This window comes from Nitrospira marina (genome assembly GCF_059568365.1).
This window is the reverse complement of record NZ_JCANTH010000001.1, coordinates 3,906,340-3,927,589: the sequence shown is the minus strand read 5'-3', so window position 1 is coordinate 3,927,589 and position 21,250 is coordinate 3,906,340. Positions and strand designations below refer to the sequence as shown.

At 50.5% G+C, this 21,250-nt stretch carries 14 protein-coding genes; 8 read left to right on the top strand and 6 right to left on the bottom strand.

Annotated elements, in window-relative coordinates; genetic code table 11:
• Positions 1–72: 72 nt before the first annotated feature.
• The 3 genes from LX98_RS16970 to LX98_RS16960 all read left to right on the top strand — a co-directional run bounded on the left by LX98_RS16970 (position 73) and on the right by LX98_RS16960 (position 1,808).
• The gene (locus LX98_RS16970; protein WP_496429992.1) at positions 73–435 is read left to right on the top strand and encodes a nuclear transport factor 2 family protein; all 363 of its coding nucleotides are present in this window, start codon (positions 73–75) and stop codon (positions 433–435) included.
• 115 nt (positions 436–550) lie between these two features.
• The gene (locus LX98_RS16965; protein WP_496429991.1) at positions 551–1,129 is read left to right on the top strand and encodes an antibiotic biosynthesis monooxygenase; all 579 of its coding nucleotides are present in this window, start codon (positions 551–553) and stop codon (positions 1,127–1,129) included.
• A 208-nt stretch (positions 1,130–1,337) separates the two neighbouring features.
• On the top strand, positions 1,338–1,808 hold the full coding sequence (locus tag LX98_RS16960; protein ID WP_496429990.1) for a carbohydrate-binding protein: 471 nt from the start codon (positions 1,338–1,340) through the stop codon (positions 1,806–1,808).
• 64 nt (positions 1,809–1,872) lie between these two features.
• Here LX98_RS16960 and LX98_RS16955 read toward each other — a convergent pair whose 3' ends face one another.
• Positions 1,873–3,030: an LbtU family siderophore porin gene (locus LX98_RS16955; RefSeq protein ID WP_496429989.1), complete on the bottom strand. Its 1,158-nt coding sequence runs from the start codon at positions 3,028–3,030 to the stop codon at positions 1,873–1,875.
• Positions 3,031–3,304: 274 nt separating this feature from the next.
• Here LX98_RS16955 and LX98_RS16950 point away from each other — a divergent pair, with 274 nt between their 5' ends.
• The 5 genes from LX98_RS16950 to LX98_RS16930 all read left to right on the top strand — a co-directional run bounded on the left by LX98_RS16950 (position 3,305) and on the right by LX98_RS16930 (position 9,762).
• Positions 3,305–3,985, top strand: a complete 681-nt coding sequence (locus LX98_RS16950) for a response regulator (RefSeq protein WP_496429988.1) — start codon at positions 3,305–3,307, stop codon at positions 3,983–3,985.
• Complete coding sequence (locus LX98_RS16945; RefSeq protein ID WP_496429987.1) at positions 3,978–5,381, top strand: ATP-binding protein; 1,404 nt, start codon at positions 3,978–3,980, stop codon at positions 5,379–5,381. Before LX98_RS16950 ends, LX98_RS16945 begins: the two co-directional genes overlap by 8 nt.
• 154 nt (positions 5,382–5,535) lie before the next feature.
• Positions 5,536–6,777: a metallophosphoesterase gene (locus LX98_RS16940; RefSeq protein ID WP_496429986.1), complete on the top strand. Its 1,242-nt coding sequence runs from the start codon at positions 5,536–5,538 to the stop codon at positions 6,775–6,777.
• A gap of 517 nt (positions 6,778–7,294) precedes the next feature.
• Positions 7,295–8,104: a hypothetical protein gene (locus LX98_RS16935; protein WP_496429985.1), complete on the top strand. Its 810-nt coding sequence runs from the start codon at positions 7,295–7,297 to the stop codon at positions 8,102–8,104.
• Positions 8,105–8,925: 821 nt separating this feature from the next.
• Complete coding sequence (locus LX98_RS16930; protein ID WP_312646172.1) at positions 8,926–9,762, top strand: hypothetical protein; 837 nt, start codon at positions 8,926–8,928, stop codon at positions 9,760–9,762.
• A 298-nt stretch (positions 9,763–10,060) separates the two neighbouring features.
• Here the strand turns inward: LX98_RS16930 and LX98_RS16925 are convergent, their stop codons facing one another.
• The 5 genes from LX98_RS16925 to LX98_RS16905 form a co-directional block, all read right to left on the bottom strand.
• A complete protein-coding gene (locus LX98_RS16925) occupies positions 10,061–13,195 on the bottom strand; it encodes a CusA/CzcA family heavy metal efflux RND transporter (RefSeq protein ID WP_496429984.1) in 3,135 nt (1,044 codons plus the stop codon).
• Entirely contained in the window at positions 13,192–14,409 is a 1,218-nt protein-coding gene (locus LX98_RS16920; RefSeq protein WP_496429983.1) for an efflux RND transporter periplasmic adaptor subunit, read from the bottom strand. The genes LX98_RS16925 and LX98_RS16920 overlap by 4 nt, the downstream gene beginning before the upstream one ends.
• The gene (locus LX98_RS16915) at positions 14,406–15,719 is read right to left on the bottom strand and encodes a TolC family protein (RefSeq protein ID WP_496429982.1); all 1,314 of its coding nucleotides are present in this window, start codon (positions 15,717–15,719) and stop codon (positions 14,406–14,408) included. The genes LX98_RS16920 and LX98_RS16915 overlap by 4 nt, the downstream gene beginning before the upstream one ends.
• Before the next feature lie 685 nt (positions 15,720–16,404).
• Positions 16,405–17,607 carry a hypothetical protein gene (locus tag LX98_RS16910; RefSeq protein WP_496429981.1) on the bottom strand — a complete coding sequence of 401 codons (1,203 nt, stop codon included), beginning with the start codon at positions 17,605–17,607 and terminating at the stop codon, positions 16,405–16,407.
• 83 nt (positions 17,608–17,690) lie between these two features.
• Positions 17,691–21,101 (bottom strand): hypothetical protein, encoded by a 3,411-nt coding sequence (locus tag LX98_RS16905; protein ID WP_496429980.1) that lies wholly within the window; start codon positions 21,099–21,101, stop codon positions 17,691–17,693.
• Positions 21,102–21,250 lie beyond the last annotated feature (149 nt).

Genomic DNA, 21,250 nt, shown 5'->3' with positions numbered 1-21,250 from the left:
GGTTAGTTCAGAAGCATTTATTAAAGCCGACGCTGTAGCGGGGGTCGGCTTTTTCCAGGAGTGAGTGACCACATGAAACCAGGAGAAATTGTTCGATCATGGGTGGAGGCATTTAATCGTGCGGATGCTGAGGCCCTTGCCAACTTCTGCGCTGAAGACGCGGTGAATCACCAGGTGGCGAATGATCCGGTTGTGGGTCAAGCGGCTATTCACAAGATGTTCGCGGAGGAATTTGCCAGGGCGGAGATGTGCTGCATCGTCGAACGCATTTTTGAAATCGATGACTGGGCCATTCTTGAGTGGCGGGACCCGCTTGGGTTGAGGGGATGCGGATTTTTTCAGGTGCTGAATGATAAGATTGTCTTCCAACGCGGGTATTGGGACAAGCTGTCATTTCTGCGATTACATGGCTTGCCCATTCCTGACAAGCTATGAATAGCAGAATCCTGCCCTTTCGCATATCGTTGTATGGAACGTCTTGCCGTGCACCATGCCCAGGATACCGATGTTATGCGTCCATAATTTCTTAATAATATGAGGTGTCGACATTGTGAATCATGAACATTCCTCTTCGAGCACGTTAGGACGGGGCGCCACCGCTGTGATTACGCATCGCGTGCGGGACGGTCAGCAAGAGGGCTATGACGCCTGGTTGAACGAAATCGGTCCGCTATGCAGAAGCTACCCGGGCCACCTGGATTTGCAGATTATCCGTCCGATTCCCGGACTCACGGCAACCTATACGGTCATCATCCGGTTTGATACCAGGGAGCATCTCCAGGGATGGATGAGTTCACAAGATCGCAAGCGACTCATTGAACAGGTGCGGCCACTCCTTGCTCAAGATGATGATTTTTTCATACGCAGTGGTTTGGATTTTTGGTTCACGCCCGAAGGCGCGAGGGCGAAGGTGCCTGTCCGCTGGAAACAATTTCTCGTAACATGGTCCGCCATCTTTCCGTTGGTGCTCGTCATTCCCCTGGTTGTTGCATTGGGTCTGCGGCAAATGGGAATACCTCAGAATCATTATCTGGACTTGCTGCTTGGCACCGGTTCGGTGGTATGGGTCATGGTCTATCTCGTTATGCCGCATTACACCAAGCTGATCCAACGCTGGTTGTTTACCTGATTTCGAGAAGCACTCGCCTCGAAAATCGCTCCAGCCGTGGACACGAGGCTGCGCTCAACTTGGTGTTGTGAAGGACACGATGGGTGACTTCGTATGGCACAGAGACATTTGCTGCTGGTGGACCAGATCGGTAGACTCATAAGGAACCCAATCATCCATAGTGAGGCAGTTGGATATTTTTCCAGCTTGAAATCAGGAGGCACACTGAATGCGCAAGAGAGTTATCGGCCAGGTTCAGGAGGGAAGCGAACCGCCAGGGGAGTGGCTGAATGTGGAGGAGCTTGCGGAGGTGGAAATCACCTCGGAGGACGCCGCTTATCCCATTGAGGCAGCGTTGGTGCCCGGTGGGACTTCGGGGTGGCGTGCCGCAGGGCCGGGCAAACAGACGATCCGGCTTCTCTTTGCCACTCCACAACCGCTCCGGCGGATCTGGCTGGACTTCGCCGAAACCCGCATCGGGCGGACGCAAGAGTATGTGTTGCGGTGGTCGGCGGATGGCGGGCAGTCGTTCAGGGAAATCGTGCGTCAGCAGTGGAACTTCAGTCCCGAAGGGGCAACCCGACAGACGGAAGACCATAATGTCGACCTTACGGCGGTCAATATGCTTGAGTTGAGCATCATACCGGACACCAGTGGTGGGAATGCGCTTGCGTCGTTGGCCAAGTTGCGGCTGGCCTAACCCTTATAAGTGCCATGACCTTCGTGAGTGTATGCGCTTATCCGAAGGACGGGATTCATAAATGTTAAAATAGAAAGGTGGCTGCAATGGCAATGAGGTCGTAGCTGGTTTGTACATTGTCGTTGTCATCGAGGGAAAAATTATTTTTAAATGTACCTCGTAAATATTCAAAAGATAGGCTCAAGTTATCAAGGGGCCGTAAGCTTGTCCCGATGCCATAGATCTCTTGAGGTTCACCTTCCAATTCGGTGCTGTGTTCGTACCGGAGCGCAAATTGTATCCATGGGAATTGGGAGGGATAGTACGCGAGTTCAAGGTTGTAGGTCAGGGGTTTGTCGGCACCCTGGTCGAATTCCTTAATCGCCTCCGTGGCATGCACGATCTCGCCCGTAAACTCAAACGGAGGCAAGGCTATAAGGCCATGGGCCGTCCATCCCGGGACATGTTGTTGAAAGGTATTGTTGAAGTCAAGAAAGAATTCTGCATCGCCTTCCCCAAGATCTGAGATATATCCGCCACCAATTCGAATCGTTTCGTCTTCATTCACAAACTCGGCGGCCACTCCCCAATCAAATTGGTGCTTGCCGGAGTGCCCCTTTTTATCCACCTTGCCATCAAAGGTATATGCTGATAGTTCCAACGCGTCCCACAGGGTATAGTCCAGGATCACGCCGGGTCCTCGTGTTTGTGCGAATTCCACTAATGGTCCCGTGACAAAGTGTGAATAAAATTCCCCGAACGGCAAGTATAGCAAGCCCACTTTTGCCCCAAAGTCATCCAGGTTCACTCCGACGAAGCCTTCATCAACTTCCTGATAGTGCTCGCTACCATTGTCCTCTATCGCAAACAGCAGTTCAGCTTCCAGCCACTCAATCGACGTGACTTCAAACCCGAGTTCGATGGCCAGTTCGGTATCCGGATTGTCGACCGTCTTGATCCCATTTTTGAAATTATTGGTCTGCCATTCCTTTTCAATGTCCACCACCGCGCCAAATTTGAGCCACGGGGTGAGTTGTGTTCCAGCGGCCGCCTCTCTTCGCTCTTCCGGGCTCCGGTAAATTCTGACTGTGGATGGGGCTCTTTTTAATTTGTCCTTGGAAGAGTCTTCCCCGGTTGAAGAATTTTCCGGGATGGAAGGTTCCTCTTGAGCAGTGGCAAGGTTGGGGAGCAAAAGACACATAAGTAGGGCCCAGCTTAGGAAACCCACTCTCAAGGTTGTCATGTGAGATGGTCCCATAAGCGGCGGTTGGCGGGAGTACATCAAATTTTTCAACATGGACTATGGCAAGACACCGGAAAACTATTCAACGGCCTGGGGGCGAATTCACCATATGGTAATGTGGCAACCTGGACCATTTTGGATACAATGAGTTCTTCTGTAGAAGCGAACGAGGGTCGCTGCAGGTTTTGAGAGGCCGGATGCACCTTGACTTGTTCCAATCCGGTTCAGGCAAGATACATTCGAAGAAATTGTGTATGGTCCGGAGGTCTCTGGTATGAGAATTCTTCTCATTGAAGATGATCAGATTATTGCGGACTTCATTCAGAAGGGTCTGAGGGAGGCTGGCTTTGCCATTGACCATTTTACTGATGGGTTGATTGGACTTCATGCCGCCCTGACGCAGGAATACGATGTGGGAATCCTTGATCTCATGTTACCCGGATTGGATGGCCTGTCCATTCTTGATCGCTTACGCCAGGAGCGGAGGAATCTCCCCATCATTATCTTGAGTGCCAAGCGAACGGTTGACGATCGTATTACTGGGCTGCGGCATGGGGGAGATGATTATCTCGTCAAACCCTTTTCATTTAGCGAATTGCAGGCACGAGTGGAGTCTTTGCTTCGAAGATCGCAGCATGTCATTGAACCCACAAGTCTTTCGTTTCACGATCTTACGTTGGACCTGTTAGCGCGAACCGTCGTTCGCTCGGGAAAGAAAATTGATCTCCAACCCAAAGAATTCGCCTTACTGGAATATATGATTCGTAACGCAGGCCATGTGGTGTCCAAAACCATGATTATGGAGCGTGTGTGGGATTACAACTTTGATCCCGGTACCAATGTAGTGGAAGCCCGTATCAGCAAGCTTCGTGAAAAAGTGGATAGGGATTTTGAGTTTCCCCTTATTCACACCGTTCGAGGTCTGGGATATGTCGTAAAGAAAACCAATGATTAAACTTCCCAATACCCTGAGTTTTCGCCTGACCTTCTGGTACGCCTCGACATTTCTGATCTGTCTGCTTGTGGCCATGTTGGGTTTATACATTTACCTCGATACTGTCTTTAATCATCGCATGGATGAGGATTTAAAGGAAGATATTGCGGAATTTCGAGAATTAATGGATGAAGGGGGATTGGAAAAAGTCACTGGGGAGATTATACGGGAAATCAATTCGAGTGATGAAACCGAGGTTTTCTTACGAGTTTTGGACCTAAAAGGAAAGGTCGTGTTTAGTACCGATGTTTCGGAGTGGGAAGACCTCGACGCCAAAACGGCCTTAATTTTCCAAAACGATATGGCCCCAACCACTCCGGTATTGAAAACCGTGGAATTCCCTCACCATGATTATCCCGTCAGGATGGTATTGAGCCAGATTGGTCAGGATAAGGTGTTGCTGATCGGTGAAACGCTGGAGAAAAAAGAAGAAATTATGGAGTTGTTGTTTAAGGTGTTTGCCGGAATGATTTTTCTGGGCATTCCTTTGGCGTGCGGGGTGGGGTGGGTGATTGCCAGGAAAGCGGTCAGCGGAATTGAGGAGGTTAGCCGCGCGGCCAAGGATATCGAGCGAGGCAATTTGGATCGCCAGGTGACCGTCAAGGCGGGGGAGGAGGAAATTCAAACGCTGATGGACACCTTTAATGCCATGGCGGCACGCATTCGAGGACTCATCCGTGAAATGCGGGAAATGACAGACAATATTGCCCATGATTTGCGTAGTCCTCTGGCACGCATTCGAGCCATGTCCGAAGGGGCGCTTGCCGAAACCAATTCAACCAGTAACAATAAGATCTTGGCCACGGAAACCATGAGAGAATGCGATCGTCTCATGCATCTCATTAATACCACGCTGGATATGGCTGAAGTCGACGCCGGGGTCATCAATGGATCAAAAGGACTGGTTGACCTTTCGCAACTGTTGACTGACCTCTGTGAATTATTCGAAGCGGTGGCGGAAGAAAACCACATCACCTTCAAAGTCTCTATTGAACCGAATTGCCATATTTACGGGATCAAACACCATCTTCAGCGCATGGTGGCCAATTTGTTGGACAATGCCATGAAATATACTCAATCAGGAGGGCAGGTCAGTATTGAGTTAATCCGATCTCCACACCACTGTCGTCTCACAATTACGGATACGGGTGTTGGCATTCCACCATCCGATCAACCCCGCATCTTTGACCGGTTCTTCCGATGTGAGCACAGCCGCTCACAAGAGGGATGTGGCTTGGGATTAAGTTTTGCCCGATCCGTGGCACGAGCGCATGGTGGCGATATCACCGTGACAAGTGAATCCTCACATGGCAGTAGCTTTACCAGTGTTCTCTCTATCGGTCCTTCCACGGATTAGCATCGCGCATACTATCAGAATGGCCAGTTGATATTCTTGCGGGGAGGGGGCGGTCGACTTAGCCCTGTGGAGTTGCGGCGGAATTATCCGGAAGAATCAGATCTCCAGACAGATCCTGACTCTCAAATCAGGTAAATATTTCACTTGTGGTGGTATGAATATTAATATACGTGCCCTTGTCATTGCCGGTGCGTTCTTTATCTTTGAGCTGCCTCTCTGGCCCACCTTTGTTCATCATGACGATTCCATGACAAAGAGCTGGGCAGCTTCAGAAGAGGAGGGCTCGAAACCACCTCAGTTCGGAAGTCCCCCGTTGAATGATGCCAATGACGAAGAACCTGGTTTGGATGAAGAAAATGAGATGTCCAATAGGGAAATGCGCGATACCACTATAACCATATTCGCAGCCGGGGACATTGCCAAATGTGATGGGGAAGATCCCTGGTGGGAAGAACTTTTAGAACTGGTGGGTGTCTTGGCTAAAGATGAGGGGGAAGAGAGAGAAGAGGAGGAGTCGGCCTTCAATGAGTTGCTTGAAATCCTGCATGTCCGTGAGGAAAACGACCATTACGCTAATGCAGAAAAAACTTCGAAACTGCTTCATGGTTTAAAGGGTTCCATTCTCGCAATCGGTGATCTGGGGTACCCCATCGGTTCATCAGAGTCATTTAATAAATGTTATGAGCGGACATGGGGGCCGCTCAAGTCCAGAACCTATCCCGTTCCGGGGAACCATGAATACAAGACTAAAGGCGCGGTGCCGTATTTCGCCTATTGGGGAAAGCGGGCCGGAGAGGCGGGAAAGGGGTATTACAGTTTTGATCTTGGTGAATGGCATATTATTGCCCTCAACAGCAAAATCGAACCTACGCACCAGGAGGGAGGCGTCACGCCACAGCATGAGTGGCTGAAACAGGACTTGGCTGCGACGAAAGCCCAATGCATCCTCTCCTATTGGCACCATCCGGTTTTCAGTTCCGGTCAGAACGCCGGAAGTTCCCGAATGAAGAGCATCCTGGAAACTCTGTATGCCCGTGGTGTCTCAGTGATTTTGACGGGACATGCTCATGATTACGAACGGTTTGCTCCTCAGAATCCGGAAGGGGTCAAAGATCTTTCCCGCGGCTTCCGACAATTTGTGGTCGGAACCGGAGGGGCTCCCTTGCGTCCGTTAAAAAAACGAATCGAAAACAGTGAAGCTTTTCGAGCAGATTCATTTGGTGTTCTGCGGCTCGATTTGAATTCTCAGAACTACTCATGGCAATTCCTTCCTATAGAAGGGGGCGAACCGTATGATGTGGGATCGGGGTCTTGTGTCTCACTTTCAAAGCCCAAGACATTGATACATAATACCGAATCCTATTCCCCTTCGGATCCGACGGATGATAACAAATAATCGGTCTACCAATTATTACTATTGAAAGTCCTGGGAGGCTCAATTGTTGGTAGTGAATAAACAATCATGTTGTGGATTGGCCGCACCCATTGCAGAGCGTCACTTCCCATACTGTTGTGAGGTGACTGTAGTGTGTTCCCTTTTGTTAGACGGGCGCATAATGCCTGAGCACCGTGACAATTCAATCCTCACAAGCCAGTAGCTTCATCAATACCTTCCCCATTATCCCTTCTGCAGCCTGATTTCTTTTCTTCCCCCTGTCTTACCAGTTGGTAATCCTGCGGCCAGGTTCTCATGAACCTCTCCGGGTATAGTCCTGAGTCAATCGGAACATATGGCCTACACAAACATGCTCAAGAAAGGAGGAATGTTGCAAAACGGTTCATCGGCCACTTCGTCCTTTGTGGTCAATGCCATGGACGGAACGCGTTGATGTATGAAGGCACGGGTCGCCAGAGCCCCATGATGCTGAACGTGTCAGAGTGTTTTCACCAATGTTTAACGAGGAGGATTTTCCATGAACACCACACCCCAATCATGGAATACGGTATTTGTTGCATTGTTCGCCCTTATCATCGGCGGGCTTGTACTGCCGGAAGGAGGATGGGCCAAAAATAATCATAAACACAAAAACTCTCACCATAAACATTTTAAACATAAGCATAAGAAGGTGGAGTTTACGGAGAACTTTCCCGTTACGGATTGTAAATTTTCCACATCGGGAAGTAACGCCTATTTTAAGTTGGTAGAAAACCGTGTCCTGCACTATGACAATATGCAGTGTTTTGCGGATGGGGAGTGCGACGAGATGGAGGAATTGCGGATCACGGTCTTGCCCGAATTCGAGATCCTCTCTTTCGAGTATGACGGGAAGATGGTGGATGTCACTGCACGCGTGATTGAAGAATATGAAACCGCTGATGGAGAATTTAAGGAACTCTCCAGGAATTTCTTTGGGGAATGTGAGGGGACTCAGGATGTGTATTATTTTGGTGAAGATGTCACGATAGCCGATGGTTCCCATCCCGGACAATGGCGTGCCGGGGAAGACGACGCCTTGCCGGGAATTATTTTTCCCGGAGGTGCCTTCTTGTTAGGAGCAAAATACTATCAGGAACTCGCTCCCAACGCCGAAGCGCTCGATCGGGCCGAACATGTGGAGATGGGCTTGGAAATCACCGTCCCCGCCGGGACGTTCGAACACTGCGTGAAAATCGATGAAACCACACCATTGGATAAAAAGGAACTCTCGGAGAAATGGTACTGCCAGGGTGTGGGACTGGTGTTGGACGGCGATCTGGCGCTCCGAAAAATTGATGAACCGTAATTTTGACCCAAGGCCCAAGAGTTCAAATGTGAAGTGCTGCAAGAGGGGGCAAAGCGTGAATTTCGCACCCATTGAGAGGTGCTGGGTTTTGAAAAGACCGTGCCTTTTGAGTCGATACTCCTGTGGTTCTGTGGCTCCATTGGCAAAACAATGGGAGCCTCATCCAGCGGGGGACTCAAGGGGGGGAACGAGGGTCATGTGAAAATCTTGACCCTCTAGCGGGGATCCTCTACTCCTGTGGGATCCCTGCTTCCCGCTGGCTGGTTGTGTGCCTCATGATCCGTATTCAGTTACATTCCCATCTTAAAATTCAGCCGGCTCAATTAAGGAACATGAATTCTTTCAGAATAATAATGAACCATTGTGGCACCAGCCTTTCACGAGAGGGGGCGAACTTGCGGTGCAGTGTTGCTCATTCAGTAACACGGGTGCATGGTTGGAAATTTATCAGGATGAGTAAGTCATCCAAGGCACAAGACCTTCCCTCGTCTCTTTCCTATCGCATCTCCACACCCTAACTTCTTTTCCTTCTCCTTCCTTACCAGTTGGTAATTCTGCGGCCATGTTCTCGCGAGCTTCTCCTTGTAAGTTCCTGAGTAGAACGGGATGCATGGTGCATGAGCTTGTTACCGGATGGGCACAATTAATTATGACCAAGAAAGGAGGCATGTTGGGAAAAAGCTCACCTGCTCAGTGCGGTTCAGCGAACAGTGCCATGAATGAAAAGTCTTGGCTCCTGTAAGACATGCGCTATTAGAGGCCCTGTTAGGCCGCTGGTTAAAGAATTTTAAACACCACAAGTTTCACAAGGAGAAAAAACCATGAAAAGAGGAATTCCACAATATGCGGTTTTCTCGGTAGCTATTCTTGGATTCGTTTTGACAAGCACGGTCCAAGGGGTATGGGCTAAAGGCGACAAGCGAGACCATGAGGATGAGATTCCCTTTTCGGAAGCGCACATCTTCTTCGAACTTAATAACACCGACGGAGATTTGGGTATTCATGCGCTTATCGACGGCGACGCCTGGAAAAAGCTCGAAATCGAAGACCCGAATGAACGAAAAATGCTAAACGTCAGAGTCAGCGGGCGCCTAGGTCGCCAGGGATTGACAGAGTTTTTCTTTGAAAGTGCCGAACCCACGTTTGAGGAGCTTTCGCCGCAACGGTTTTTTCACCGGTTTCCTGCGGGAACGTATGAGATAGAGGGAGAAGCGCTTGACGGGAATGAACTGGAGAGTGAAGTTCAGCTCTCCCATGTGATGCCGGCTCCACCTCAACCATATGTGAATGGGTTGCCGATGGCCCAGCAATGTGACGAGGAGGATCCGGGGTACGATGTGACGGTGACCAGCGCCCCGGTCACCATCTCTTGGGATGCCGTGATGACATCACACCCAGACCCCAATGGAGGCGGGGCCGGCGTCCAGCCTCCCGTGGCTGTCGTCATTCACAACTATGAGGTCGTCCTAGAAGTAGACGTGGACGTGATGGGAGAGGAATTCACCTCTAAGACGAGCCTTATCCTCCCCCCTGGGGTAACAGAAGTGACAATTCCCGCGGAGTTTCTAGCGCAGGGCGAAGAGTTCAAGTATGAAGTGCTGGCCAGAGAGGCCAATTATAATCAGACGGCTGTAGAAAGTTGCTTTAATCTGGAATAGCCGTAATTGCTGAATTGACGCTGGCGGGATTTCCGGGCTCCACGACCGAGAAGCGTGGAGTCCAATTCCGCCGACCTCAACATTCTATCGGATAATTGTTCGGAGTTCCCCCTTCTCCCTAAGCTCTTCAATTCTATTAGATTCCCTAAGGTGGTCACGGAAAAATTTTTTGAAGGGTAAAGATTAACCGCTAGTTCCCAGAAAATTTCTCATAGAATCCCCCGAGAAAAAGGGAGCTCAAATTTTTTCGGAAAATTCGGCAAATCGGGTAGGGGTGGAACGCAGGCTGGGCGAACCGTTATCGATCCTCACTGCTAGGAGTAGCGTTCTGATTGATGAGTTCCTGTTTTTCGGAATCGGCCTGAGGTCGGGACCGTTTCTTAGAGTACTGACTGGTTATTTGGTACAGGATGGGAACTACGAATAAAATGAGAAAGGTGGCGGTCAACATGCCGCCCACAACCACGCGGGCCAAGGGCTTTTGAGCCTCGGAACCGATACCACTTGCGAGCGCGGCGGGAACTAGTCCAAGTGCGGCACCCAGAGTGGCCATTAACACCGGTCGCATCTGCAACTCCGCTCCTGAAAGGATGGCCTCCTTGAGAGGAATGCCGTTTTGTTCCAACTCCCGGATACTTGAGACGATTAAGACGCCTCCAAGAATGGCGATCCCCAATGTGGAAATAAATCCTACGGCAGCGGAAATGCTAAAGGGGGTATGGGTCAGGACCAGAGAGAGTACCCCTCCAATCATGGCAAAGGGAACTGTGGCGAGCACGATGAAGGCGTACCGGAATGAGCCAAACGTGAGATACAGCAAAAAGAGAATCAGGATCATGGTCAGGGGCACGACAATCATCAGGCGTTGTTGTTCTTTGACCAATTGATCATATTGCCCCGCCCATTCGAGATGATACCCTTCCGGGAGTGTGATCCGGTCTTCGAGGTGTCGTTGGGCTTCTTGAATCGTACTTACCAGATCCCGGTCACGGATGCTGAACATAATAGGGATATATCGCTCGTGATTTTCTCGATAAATCATAAAGGCCCCGGTTTGCCGGACGATCGTGGCTAATTGTTTTAGGGGAATGCCGACTCCTTCGGGAGAACTGACCTGGATTTGCCCAATCGTGGTTTCGTCTTGTCGATATTGGGGAAGGAACCGAACCACTAATTCAAATCGCCGGTCCCCTTCGATCACTTCCGTGACGGCTTCCCCACCGATGGCGGCCTGAACCATCGCATTCACATCGCCGACTTGTATGCCGTAACGGGCGCAAGCTTGCCGGTCAACTTGAATCAGGAGGTTGGGTTGTCCCATGGTCCGGTTGATGCTGAGTTCTTTCACTCCGCGGATGTTTTTGAGTTCACCCTCTACTTTTTCCGCAAGGGATTGAAGTTCTGTGAGGTTGTGCCCGTAGAGCTTAATGGAATTTTCGCTCTTCACGCCCGACATGGCTTCTTCCACACTGTCTTGGATGAGTTGGGAAAAGTTGACCTTGAGGCCGGGGATCGTTTCAAGACGTTTCTCAATTTCTTCGATCAGACCTTCTTTAGTCAGGCCCGGGCGCCATTCAGCCCGGGGTTTGAGATTGACGTAATATTCCACATTAAAAAAACTTTCGGGGTCTGTTCCATCATCAGGGCGTCCGAGCTGGGAGACTGCAGTGGCCACTTCGGGGGATTCCATAAACATTTTCCGCATGCGGCTGGCCAAGGCTGCGGCATCTTCAAACCGGATATCGATCGGCATGCGAATCCGCACCCAGAGGTTCCCTTCCTCTAACGCCGGCATGAACTCTCCACCCATGAAGTTGAGTGCTAATACGGTCACGGCCAATAGCATTCCCACCGCGCTTAGCACCTGTTTCTGGTGATGAAGTCCCCAGCGAAGAGCCCTTAGATAGGTTTGCCTGAGCATCGAAACCAGTTTGGGTTCCTGTTCCCGCATCGGTCCATTGAGCAGGAAGGAACACATGGCCGGGGCAAGAGTACAGGCCAGCAGCAGGGAGCCAGCCAGGGCCAGGCCATAGGTGATGGACATGGGCGCGAAAATTTTCCCGGGGACCCCTGTCATGGTGAAAAGGGGAATGAACGCCACCACGATAATCACCGTCGAAAATAAGATCGGTCGTCCTACATGCCGGGCGGCCCTCGCAATGAGCTGAGGAGGTGTGACCCCGGGTTTGGCATGGTGGCATAGATAAAAGAAAATGCTTTCGACCATGACCAGGGGGGCATCCACGATAATCCCAAAATCAATCGCGCCCAGAGAAATGAGATTCGCGGATTGTCCCATGATGACCATGGCGGAAAAGGTGAATAGCAGAGCAAGTGGAATGGTGCAGGCGACGATCAGGGCTGTCCGGAAGTGTCCCAGGAAAAACAGGAGAACGATGAGCACCAATATCATGCCGTTGATTAATATGTGTACGACCGTCTCAATGACGGTGTTGATCATGGTGGTCCGGTCATAAATGGTTTTAATGTGGACCCCTGCGGGAAGCTTTTTTTGGTTTAAGTCCTGTACCTTTTGATTGACGCGTGCCAGGGTGGGCAGAGCCTGGGTGTCCCGTTGCAGGAGAATCACCCCTTCCAGTGTGTCTTCCACCTCGTTAATGCCGACTTGTCCCAAACGGATCGCATTGCCAATGGACACTTTTCCGAGATTTTCAATAAAGATGGGAGTGCCGTCCTTCACCGCCACGACGACCTTGGCCACGTCATCTAAACTATTGATAAATCCCACTCCCCTGACATTGTAACTTTGGGATCCTAAGGCCAAATAACTGCCACCGACATTGGCATTGCTATTGGCGAGGGCTGCTTTGATCTGAGCAAGCGTGACTCCATAGGTGAGCAGGGCGCCGGGATCCAGGTCCACGTGATATTCTTTTGTGGTCCCTCCAAACGCCGTCACATCAATGATGCCCGGTACCTGTTTAAATTCACGCCGGACCTGCCAGTCCTGGATGGTTTTGAGGTCGGTGAGAGAATAGCCGTCTCCCACTAATTCGTATCGATAAATTTCTGCGATAGCCCACCAGGGAGAGAGTTCCGGTTTGACGCCATCGGGCAGATCCACGGTGTGGAGCCGATTCAGCACTTCCTGCCGGACGGTATACCAATTGGTGCCAAATTCAAAATAGACCTTGAGTTCACTTAATCCAAAAAGAGACAAGGAACGGACATTGGTAAGGCCGGGAATGCCCTGGAGAGCGGTTTCAATGGGAATGGTGATGATTCGTTCCATTTCTTCGGCGGACCATCCCGATTTTTGAGAAATGACTTCGACAAAGGGCGGTGAGGGATCAGGGTAGGCGACCACGTCAAGGATATGAAAGGCATAGAGGCCTCCAAAGAGCAGGAAGATCCCGAATGTGCAGACCAGAGCACGTTGGACGAGTGACAGCTCGACAAGTCTGCCGATCATGATTTCCGGGGAGAAGTGGTGGCAAGGTGTTCCGGGGACAATCCCTCGTCCTCGACATTCATGTCCTGGCCTTTGAGGAGTACGGCCCCTTTTACGACGATCGTTTCGCCTGCCTCGAGACCGTGGAGGACGGGCATGTGGCCGGAGAAGGGGAGTCCGGTTTTGACCGGACGTTTCATGTAATGATTTTCGCTATCCGCGACATAGACATACATCTTGCCGTCAATTTCCAGCACGGCTTCTTGAGGAATAAGAGGATAAGGAAGGCTCTCGCTCAGTTTGACATTCAAACGGGCAAACATCCCCGGCTTGAGTTTTCGACCGCTATTGTCCACGACCGCCCGGAGTTTAATGGTCCGGGTTGTTTGATCCACGACATCCCCGATGGCTGAGATGGTGGCTGGAAATGCGGTTTCGGGATAGGCTTCGACGATTACCGTCGCGTGTTGTTTGACTTGCACAAGTCCCAGATCTCGTTCGTAGACGTCCGCAATGACTTGCACGGTGCTTAAGTCCGCTACCGTAAAGAGCACTTGATTGGGATCCCCGTTGACCGATTGTCCCGGGGTCACGGCCCGATCCACGATGGTGCCGGAAAGGGGACTTCGGATTTGATAGGTTGACGTAATCGTTTGGTCGGCTATGGGTTTATCGAGTTCCTCCTTGGAAACTTGAAGGGCCAGGAGCTTTTCCCGGGCTCTCCGGAATTCCGCCTTGGCTTTCACGAAATCGTTTTCGGCCTGCTTTAAATCTTTTTGAGGGAGCGCTTTGATTTCATACAGGTCTTTGGCCAGACTGTAAGCCCGTTGGGCGTAAGATAAGTCAGAATGTTCTTTGATGAATTCCGAATACGCCGAAGCAATCTCTGGACTTTCAATGGTGACCAGGAGATCTCCCGCTTTCACGAAATCCCCCAATTGGCCATGTATTTTTTGTACCCGACCGACCAGGGCTGAAGAGACTTTTGAATACCGATCCTCCCCATAGGACACTTTTCCTGCTAAGGACAAGACGGGGTGGGAGGGCCCAACGGTCACTATGGCTGTGACAATTTGTGTTTCCGCTGTTGTGAGGGAGTGGTGGGCCTTGTCGCTTGTCGCAGGGGCCAGGTCCGTTGTCGCGGAGATTTCTGATGGGCTTTCCTGGCTGCAGGCGAACCCGCTGAGAATCATCATAAAAAGAACGCACGGGTATAAACGAGGTGCGGATGTCATAAAATATCCTGGCCGGCGGCTCGTTCCAAAAGGAAGAGGTTGCGTTGGTAATCAAAGAGGGCTTCCAAATAGTTTTGCAGGATGGTTTGTGAGGTGCGGGCGGCATCGAGTAAATCTATCAGCGTGACTCCCCCCTTTTGATAGGCTTTTTCGAGAATCGAGAATGTGGTTTTGGCATCGTCCAGCACACCTGCTTGATAGGCCTCCACCAGACGTTGAGATTGGATTAAATTCCGGTAATTCACTTCAATCTCATTTTGTACTTCCAAGGTCGTCTTGTGAAGATCGACTTGCGCGACTTGAATGGCGATTTCGGCCTGAGCAATGCCTCCCTGATTGCGGTCAAAGACCGGGAGCGGCACTTCCAGGTTGAGGCTATATAATTGTTGGTTGCTCCCGCCTTGCGGCCCCTGCATGGTGAATGCGCCTCCGACAATGGGATCGGGAATCCTGAGTGATTTGGCTAATTTTAAATTGGTTTGTTGCTGGGAAAGGACGAACCGTCTGGCTTGAAGGTCCGGACGTTTGTTCAACGCCTCCGTCCGAAGTCTTTCCATATCAGGTGTTACCCGTTTATAAATAAGGTCGGAGGTTAACACCAGATCCATTGTGGGCGGGAAGGCCAAGAGTAGTCGGAGGTCGGCGAGTGCGGTTTGGACTTCTTGCGTAAATTTGATGACCTGTGCTCCGAAGTCTACTGCCTGGAGGCGAAGACGAATGAGATCTACTTCGGCAATGAAGCCTTTTTTAAAGCGTAACTCCCCAATGGTTAAGATCCGATGAAACCGCTCCTGATTATCCTTCGCGAGATCAAGCCGCCGGGATGCCAATTGGACCTGGTAATAGGTGTCTTTCAGGGTGAGCGTCAGTTGACGAATGGCATCCGTGAATGTCGCCTCGGAAGCCTGGATGCCATAGCCCGCGCTTTCCATCCGATAGCCCCGTTTCCCGGCAAGTAAAAACATCTGTTCGAGCTGTGGAGTGATATAGCGAGTGCCTTCAAAGGTTTGCTTACCGGTAAATGCGGCTCCTCCATACAGTAAAAAAGTCGGGTTGGGAAAAAGTTTCGCTGTGATGGCGATTCCCTTGGCATTATCGATCCCATATTTCGTCATTAATAGATCAAGATTTTTTTCCAAGAACAAGGATAAGGAATCGTCCAAGCTCAAGGTCACCGTGGTGGGAACTGTGCCTAGTGCCCGCTTTGAAGCTTTGGCTGAATCCGGTTGCGCCCATGCCGTTTCGAATTGAACCCCAACCATGACTACCGTAAGAAACAGGCAGTGGATGAAACGTATGAGGAATGTCATGTTGGTGGCAGGAATTGATCCGGGGACGCCTGGATCACCACGAGGTGGAGGAGAGGAGAGAATAAAAGCTACCCAATGGCAACCTTTCCTTCCGCATTGTGAATCCTGGGAACCGGTGGTGGGAGAAGAGATCCCAGGGAAAAAGGGGTGTCCCATATCGCCCTGGAACCCCTGAGAGCAAGATGATAATTTTACCGATGTCGGGAAATTTTGCCGAAGATACGCCTAACATTTCCCCATCCCCTATCCCTTCCTTTGAAATAGGAATAGCTCCCTGTAGAGAAGATCTTTACGTGGTCTTCATAAATATAACTCTGCAAGAGGTATTCCATGAATTAGTTTTATTGGCAAAGAGTGGGCTTTCGGAAACCATTATAGTAAACAACAGGTTTAAGCCGATTACAGTTGAGATGAATGGGTTCAGGTTGGAGCAGGAAGGAACTCCAGGGAAAGGCTGTTCCGGAAAGGGACAAACTGTCACCTCCCCGGTTAGTGGGGTCAAGCGTGACGATGAGTGGTTAACTCACCCTCACACTTCTTGGGACACCTTGGAACAGAATAGGGGGGACCCTGAAGGCGGAGATTTAAAATATGAAACCCATAAGTCTACCCCCGCATTGTTTTCTCCGGGAGGTAGAAGGGGTTCACCCCCGCAAGTGAAATGGATCGTTTATGCGAATAATTTTCATTTAGCAATGGTGATACTGGGGACATTCCCGCGTGGGGCGTCGGTGACGGTCATTTGAAATAGTTGGTACAGCAGGCGAAATGCCTCCTGATTCCATGATCGCTTCTCCTCGTCGGCGATGGAATAATAATGTCCCTCATGGGTGACGGAAAGTTTGGTATTAGGGCGTTCAATAGTGGATTCGATAATGTCCAAGACCCGGACCGGGTTTTCTGAGACGATTCCGGTTCCTGGATCCGGATCCACATGATACTCCGGCTCATTCGCGATGGATCGGCCCAGAAAATTGAGAATGCCGTGGAAACTCCGGAGCCGAAAGGCCCCTTGTATCGGGTATTCGCCTCCCGGGTTGTCGGGTCGGATATCGACCAGGATATCGTTCGGCGGCCAACGATCCGCCTTGGCCTGCAGAGCCAACCGCTCTCTATTTGAGATGGTGGTGGGGTCGTAGTTCGTAATCACGGTATGCCCGATCGATCGTTTTTGAATGGTAAAAATCTGCTTATCCGCATCCATAATGACGCGATAGTTATTTTCCAGGACTTGAAAGTCTCCAGCAGAAAACGAGGATAAAGGCAGGATCCATTCCCGATCATATACCAAGGGTTCTATATACAGCTGATTGTTGTCCTGTAACCGGGAAAGATGAAGGACGATTTGTCGAAATTTGGGATATCCGGTCTTATCAGACGGTCGATTATAGTAGGCGGTTTCCTGATTATTGGTGGTGGTACGGATTTCTCCTGCCATGAGCCGGAGGAGTAAATCAATGTCGACCCCTTGTCTCAGCAGGAGGGTCAATTTTCCTTCCCGGAGAGGGGTTAGGAGACGCTGGGTAAAATCTTCTCCTTCAATGGGACTAATGGTAAACGTGGGGTTTTCAGCGATGCTGCCCCCAAAGACGGGCGCCAAAGCAAATCCGCCATCTAACCCCCCTAGCGGCGGGGTAGCCCCGGCCGAAAATTGATAATTGAAGGTGGCGGCAATGCTGGAAATGGCTGTGAAATGCACCGGTTGATGATGATGGGATCTGGCAATATTGAGGAGCAATTGTTCGACCAGGGATCTGGTGACCGAATGGTCATACGCAATGACCACATGTTCCAGAGCTTTCGGGGAAAAACAGCCGGTCAAAAGAACAGGCAGGATCCAGAAAATGGATGAAAACCTAAAAGATAGACGATGATGTTTCTTATTCAACTTGTCCTTCTCCCTTAGTAATTGCTGTTTCTCCTACTGAAATTTATCCCTAAAACTGGTTTATGGGCTTCTCTGCCGATGTGTTACCTGGAAGTGCGTTCTGCATTTTGGCTTTCGGTATCCGGAATAGGAAGCGTGACGACATTTTTGAGGACATCGACCGCAAATTGCGCTAACCCTTTCAGCCCTCCGGCAAAGGATTCCAACGGTAAGTAAGTAATGTCCGGTTCGGTTCGGGGTCCTTTGACTTCAAATAACGCGGTCATAAGGCCCTTTCGGTCACCCTTCATTAAAGAGCCAAACAGAGGGATGTCCTTGAGTAAACCCGAATAGGCCCCAAACGGGCTGACGGCTACCATGCCATTGAGCTTTTCGGTGGGAAGGTCATAGGTGCCTGCGGCGGTTAACTTGATGACCGGACTTTTCAGTGCCAAATCTTGGGAACTCAGTAGCCCATTCTCTATGGCAAACGATCCTTCTATTTGATCGTACGGGAGTCCCTCTTCCAGCAGGTTGACTTTTCCCATTAATAAACCGGGCACATTCAAAATGCCCAGAATTTTTGACAGGACCGGACCGGTCTGTATCAGTCCCTGCCGGAGTTGCGCATGTCCTTTCCCCGTCAGCGAGCGCTGAATCAGCTCCGGGTTTCCAAGACTCATGTGTAGCGAGGTTACCAAAGACGCCGTTCCTGTCAAGGGAGATGGAGTATCGGACTGAGGTCCCAAGAGGCTTTCGATGGGAATGTCTTTGAGTGTGAGCTCACCCTTCCCTCTTTGATTCTTTTGCGCCCATTGGAAGGAGGCCGATTTAACTTTTTTATTTGTGTTGGATGTTGTCGATTCAGAATTTCGGTTGGTCCCTTCGATCTTTCCTTTCATAGACCAAGTCGTCCAATCCCAATTCTTTCCTTCAAGACCCCATGTGATGCCTAAACTGGAGAGACCCAGATTTTTTTCACCGATGACGACGCCTGGCGGAAACATGGCTCCCGTTCCACTTTCGGTTTGAAGGAACCCACGAACATAGGGTCGAGCAGACCACGATAATTGGCCTTGTGCTTCGAGGGTATAGGGAGGAATGGATAATGTGCCCTTTACCATCCTGATTGCCTTATCCTCTTTAATGATTCCTTTGGCTTGAACAACTGCAGGAACTCCAGATGGTTTGTGAAACAGACCTTTGGTCGTAAGAGCAATATTGGTGAAATCCAACTCTGCATGATACTCAGGGCGAAGGTTCGAGCCCGACAAGGTAAAGGTGGTTCCGATAAGACCTTCAAATGTGGAAAAGGTTTGGACGACTGAAGGAAAGAGGGTCTGAAGGTCAATAGAAGACCACCTCCCTGTGAGGGTGAGGTTTGAAGCTTTTGAGTCTTGGCGAAATGACCATTGGCCCTTGATGTCTACCGGGCTTTCCCCAAGGATTCCATTAAACCGGTGAATCTGAATCTGTTTCTCATCAAACGACAGATGGCCGGTAACCTGATTGAGAGGAAGCCTATCCTTGGAGGTGGAAAGGTGCAGGCCGTCAAGCATGAGGTCTCCATGAAGAATATGCAATTGAGATGGGTGAGTCAGAGGGCCGGTTACCCGTGTGGAGAGGTGCATGTTTCCTTGAACGTCATGATAGAGGGACAATGGTTGCGCAAGAGAGTGACTTCGAGGGTCGCGAAGAAGGGCCTGATACACATCGTGAGCGGACAAGAGTCCTTTCCCTTGCAGGTCTATGAGGATGTCCGGGTCCTTCCATTCCAAGGTCGCTTCTTTCACAAGCAGCTTGGATGATTCCACTGAGGCCTTTGCATTCAATACCCGGACAAGATTGTCATCAAAGACCACCGCTCCAAAGATTTCCGTTATAGGGGGATGATGGGGATCGACCAGGACGTGCCCGTTTGCCACACGGATCACTCCTTCCGCCATCATGGTGTTGGCTTCATCCCCTATCCACCTTACTGAGCCGGTGAGGAGTTCCATCTCACCATCAATGTCTCGTTCCTTCAGCGCGGTGTGAACCGAAACAGGGCGCCATGGTTCGGGTAGGATGGTGGCAAGACGTTGGATGGAGATCGGCAAGGCCGATCCCGAGACTGTCAGGGTTGGGGGAGCATTTTGAGTGTTGGTGAACGCAACTGTCCCTTTGAGGTTCCAGTCCCCCTCGGAAATCCGAAATGTTGGAATCGAAAGTCGGACGATCTCCTTTTCACGGGAAAGTTTGGCTTCCGGGGCTGTCATGGTTAACGGAGTAATGGTTCCGCGGACCTGAGAAATCTGAACCATAGAGGGAGCAAAGGTGATCGTCGCTCCGACATTGGTAATAAGGGGTTGGCCCGGGGCGGGAAGGTATTGACCTCCTTCCAACGCAACGGTTCCTTCCGCTTCCCAGGACTCATCCCCATCCAATGGCCCATTTAAAGATCCCCTCTGAAGTTCCATCGTTCCGGTGACTTGATGATCTTGGAGAAAAGTTTGAAGTTGTGGCGGTATCCAGTCGTCCGGTAAGAGTTCCTGGAGTCGTTCTATGGCAATGGGTTGAGTTGATCCTGAGATGTTCAACCATGGGGACTCATGGAGCACATTCGCGATGCTGCCCTGACCGGAAAACGACCATTCATCCAAGGAGACCTGAAAATTCCGAAAGCTGTAGAGGTCATTTTCTTGCTGGAAAATATAGGAGACGTTTCCTTGCAAGTTCGCTCGCGTCGGCTTCGGTTTCTCCAAGGTATGTCCTCTCAGAAATTGAACCAGTCGGCCAAGATGAAATTGAGAAACGTCAAGCTGCCCTTGGACTTCCACAGCGGGAAAACCCGATCGGTCCTCTAGGCGGGGTGAGGAATCATCTTTTTCGAGAAGCGTCATCGTCCCATCGAGGGTGAGGGCCGAGGAAGGCTGAGGTTCCGGAATCTGAGCTGAGAGATGAATGAGTGCCGATCCTTCTGACTCCACCTCCATGACCGAGAGTTGAATTGATTCCCAGTCGAGTACCGTTTTCTGCCCTGGCAGCGGTGAAGTATGGATCAGATGGAGAATTCCGTTACGAATGGCAAATTCCTGAATAGTGGGAAACTGTCGGGTGACCGGCTCTTTTTCCTTCGTGACCAGAGGAACTTCAATCGTCAATTCCGGCTGATCGATCACGGCACGATTAATGAATATTTTTTTGTTCCAGAGCGATCCCCATCCGATGTCGACTTCTACCTGGTTGGCATGAATGGCCACAAAGCCAGGGTCATGGGTTTCGAAGGATAAGCCCACCAAGTGGATGGCCGGGTAGGGAAACAGATTCAGGTTTAAGGTTTCAATCTGAATGGGTCCTCCGACCGTACCTTCCAACATGGAAATCAAGGATTCTTTGACCCACTTGGTATCCGACAAGACGGTAAGAGTGAAGAGCAGCATTCCCACAGCAAGCACTCCGCACGCCACGATGCTCCACAGAATCCGTGGAAGCCAGAATGACATTGGAAAGGTTCGAAATTCGGATGGCTTCATCACTCTCATTCTTCCCTGAATGACCATGAGGGGATATGATTGATCAAGATCAAGGGCTAGTCTTCTGTTGCGTTTTCATGTTTCGTGGATGATGCGGTGGGTTCATCAAAAGGCCCCAGTACATTCGTTGACACACGTGGTTTCCTTAA

Excerpts from the sequence above, each read along its gene's own strand:
- LX98_RS16945 (WP_496429987.1), top strand. The coding sequence starts at position 3,978 with ATGATTAAACTTCCCAATACCCTGAGTTTTCGCCTGACCTTCTGGTAC.
- LX98_RS16955 (WP_496429989.1), bottom strand. The coding sequence starts at position 3,030 with ATGACAACCTTGAGAGTGGGTTTCCTAAGCTGGGCCCTACTTATGTGT.
- LX98_RS16925 (WP_496429984.1), bottom strand. The coding sequence starts at position 13,195 with ATGATCGGCAGACTTGTCGAGCTGTCACTCGTCCAACGTGCTCTGGTC.
- LX98_RS16950 (WP_496429988.1), top strand. The coding sequence starts at position 3,305 with ATGAGAATTCTTCTCATTGAAGATGATCAGATTATTGCGGACTTCATT.
- LX98_RS16940 (WP_496429986.1), top strand. The coding sequence starts at position 5,536 with ATGAATATTAATATACGTGCCCTTGTCATTGCCGGTGCGTTCTTTATC.
- LX98_RS16960 (WP_496429990.1), top strand. The coding sequence starts at position 1,338 with ATGCGCAAGAGAGTTATCGGCCAGGTTCAGGAGGGAAGCGAACCGCCA.
- LX98_RS16930 (WP_312646172.1), top strand. The coding sequence starts at position 8,926 with ATGAAAAGAGGAATTCCACAATATGCGGTTTTCTCGGTAGCTATTCTT.
- LX98_RS16970 (WP_496429992.1), top strand. The coding sequence starts at position 73 with ATGAAACCAGGAGAAATTGTTCGATCATGGGTGGAGGCATTTAATCGT.
- LX98_RS16935 (WP_496429985.1), top strand. The coding sequence starts at position 7,295 with ATGAACACCACACCCCAATCATGGAATACGGTATTTGTTGCATTGTTC.
- LX98_RS16920 (WP_496429983.1), bottom strand. The coding sequence starts at position 14,409 with ATGACATCCGCACCTCGTTTATACCCGTGCGTTCTTTTTATGATGATT.
- LX98_RS16915 (WP_496429982.1), bottom strand. The coding sequence starts at position 15,719 with ATGACATTCCTCATACGTTTCATCCACTGCCTGTTTCTTACGGTAGTC.
- LX98_RS16905 (WP_496429980.1), bottom strand. The coding sequence starts at position 21,101 with ATGAAGCCATCCGAATTTCGAACCTTTCCAATGTCATTCTGGCTTCCA.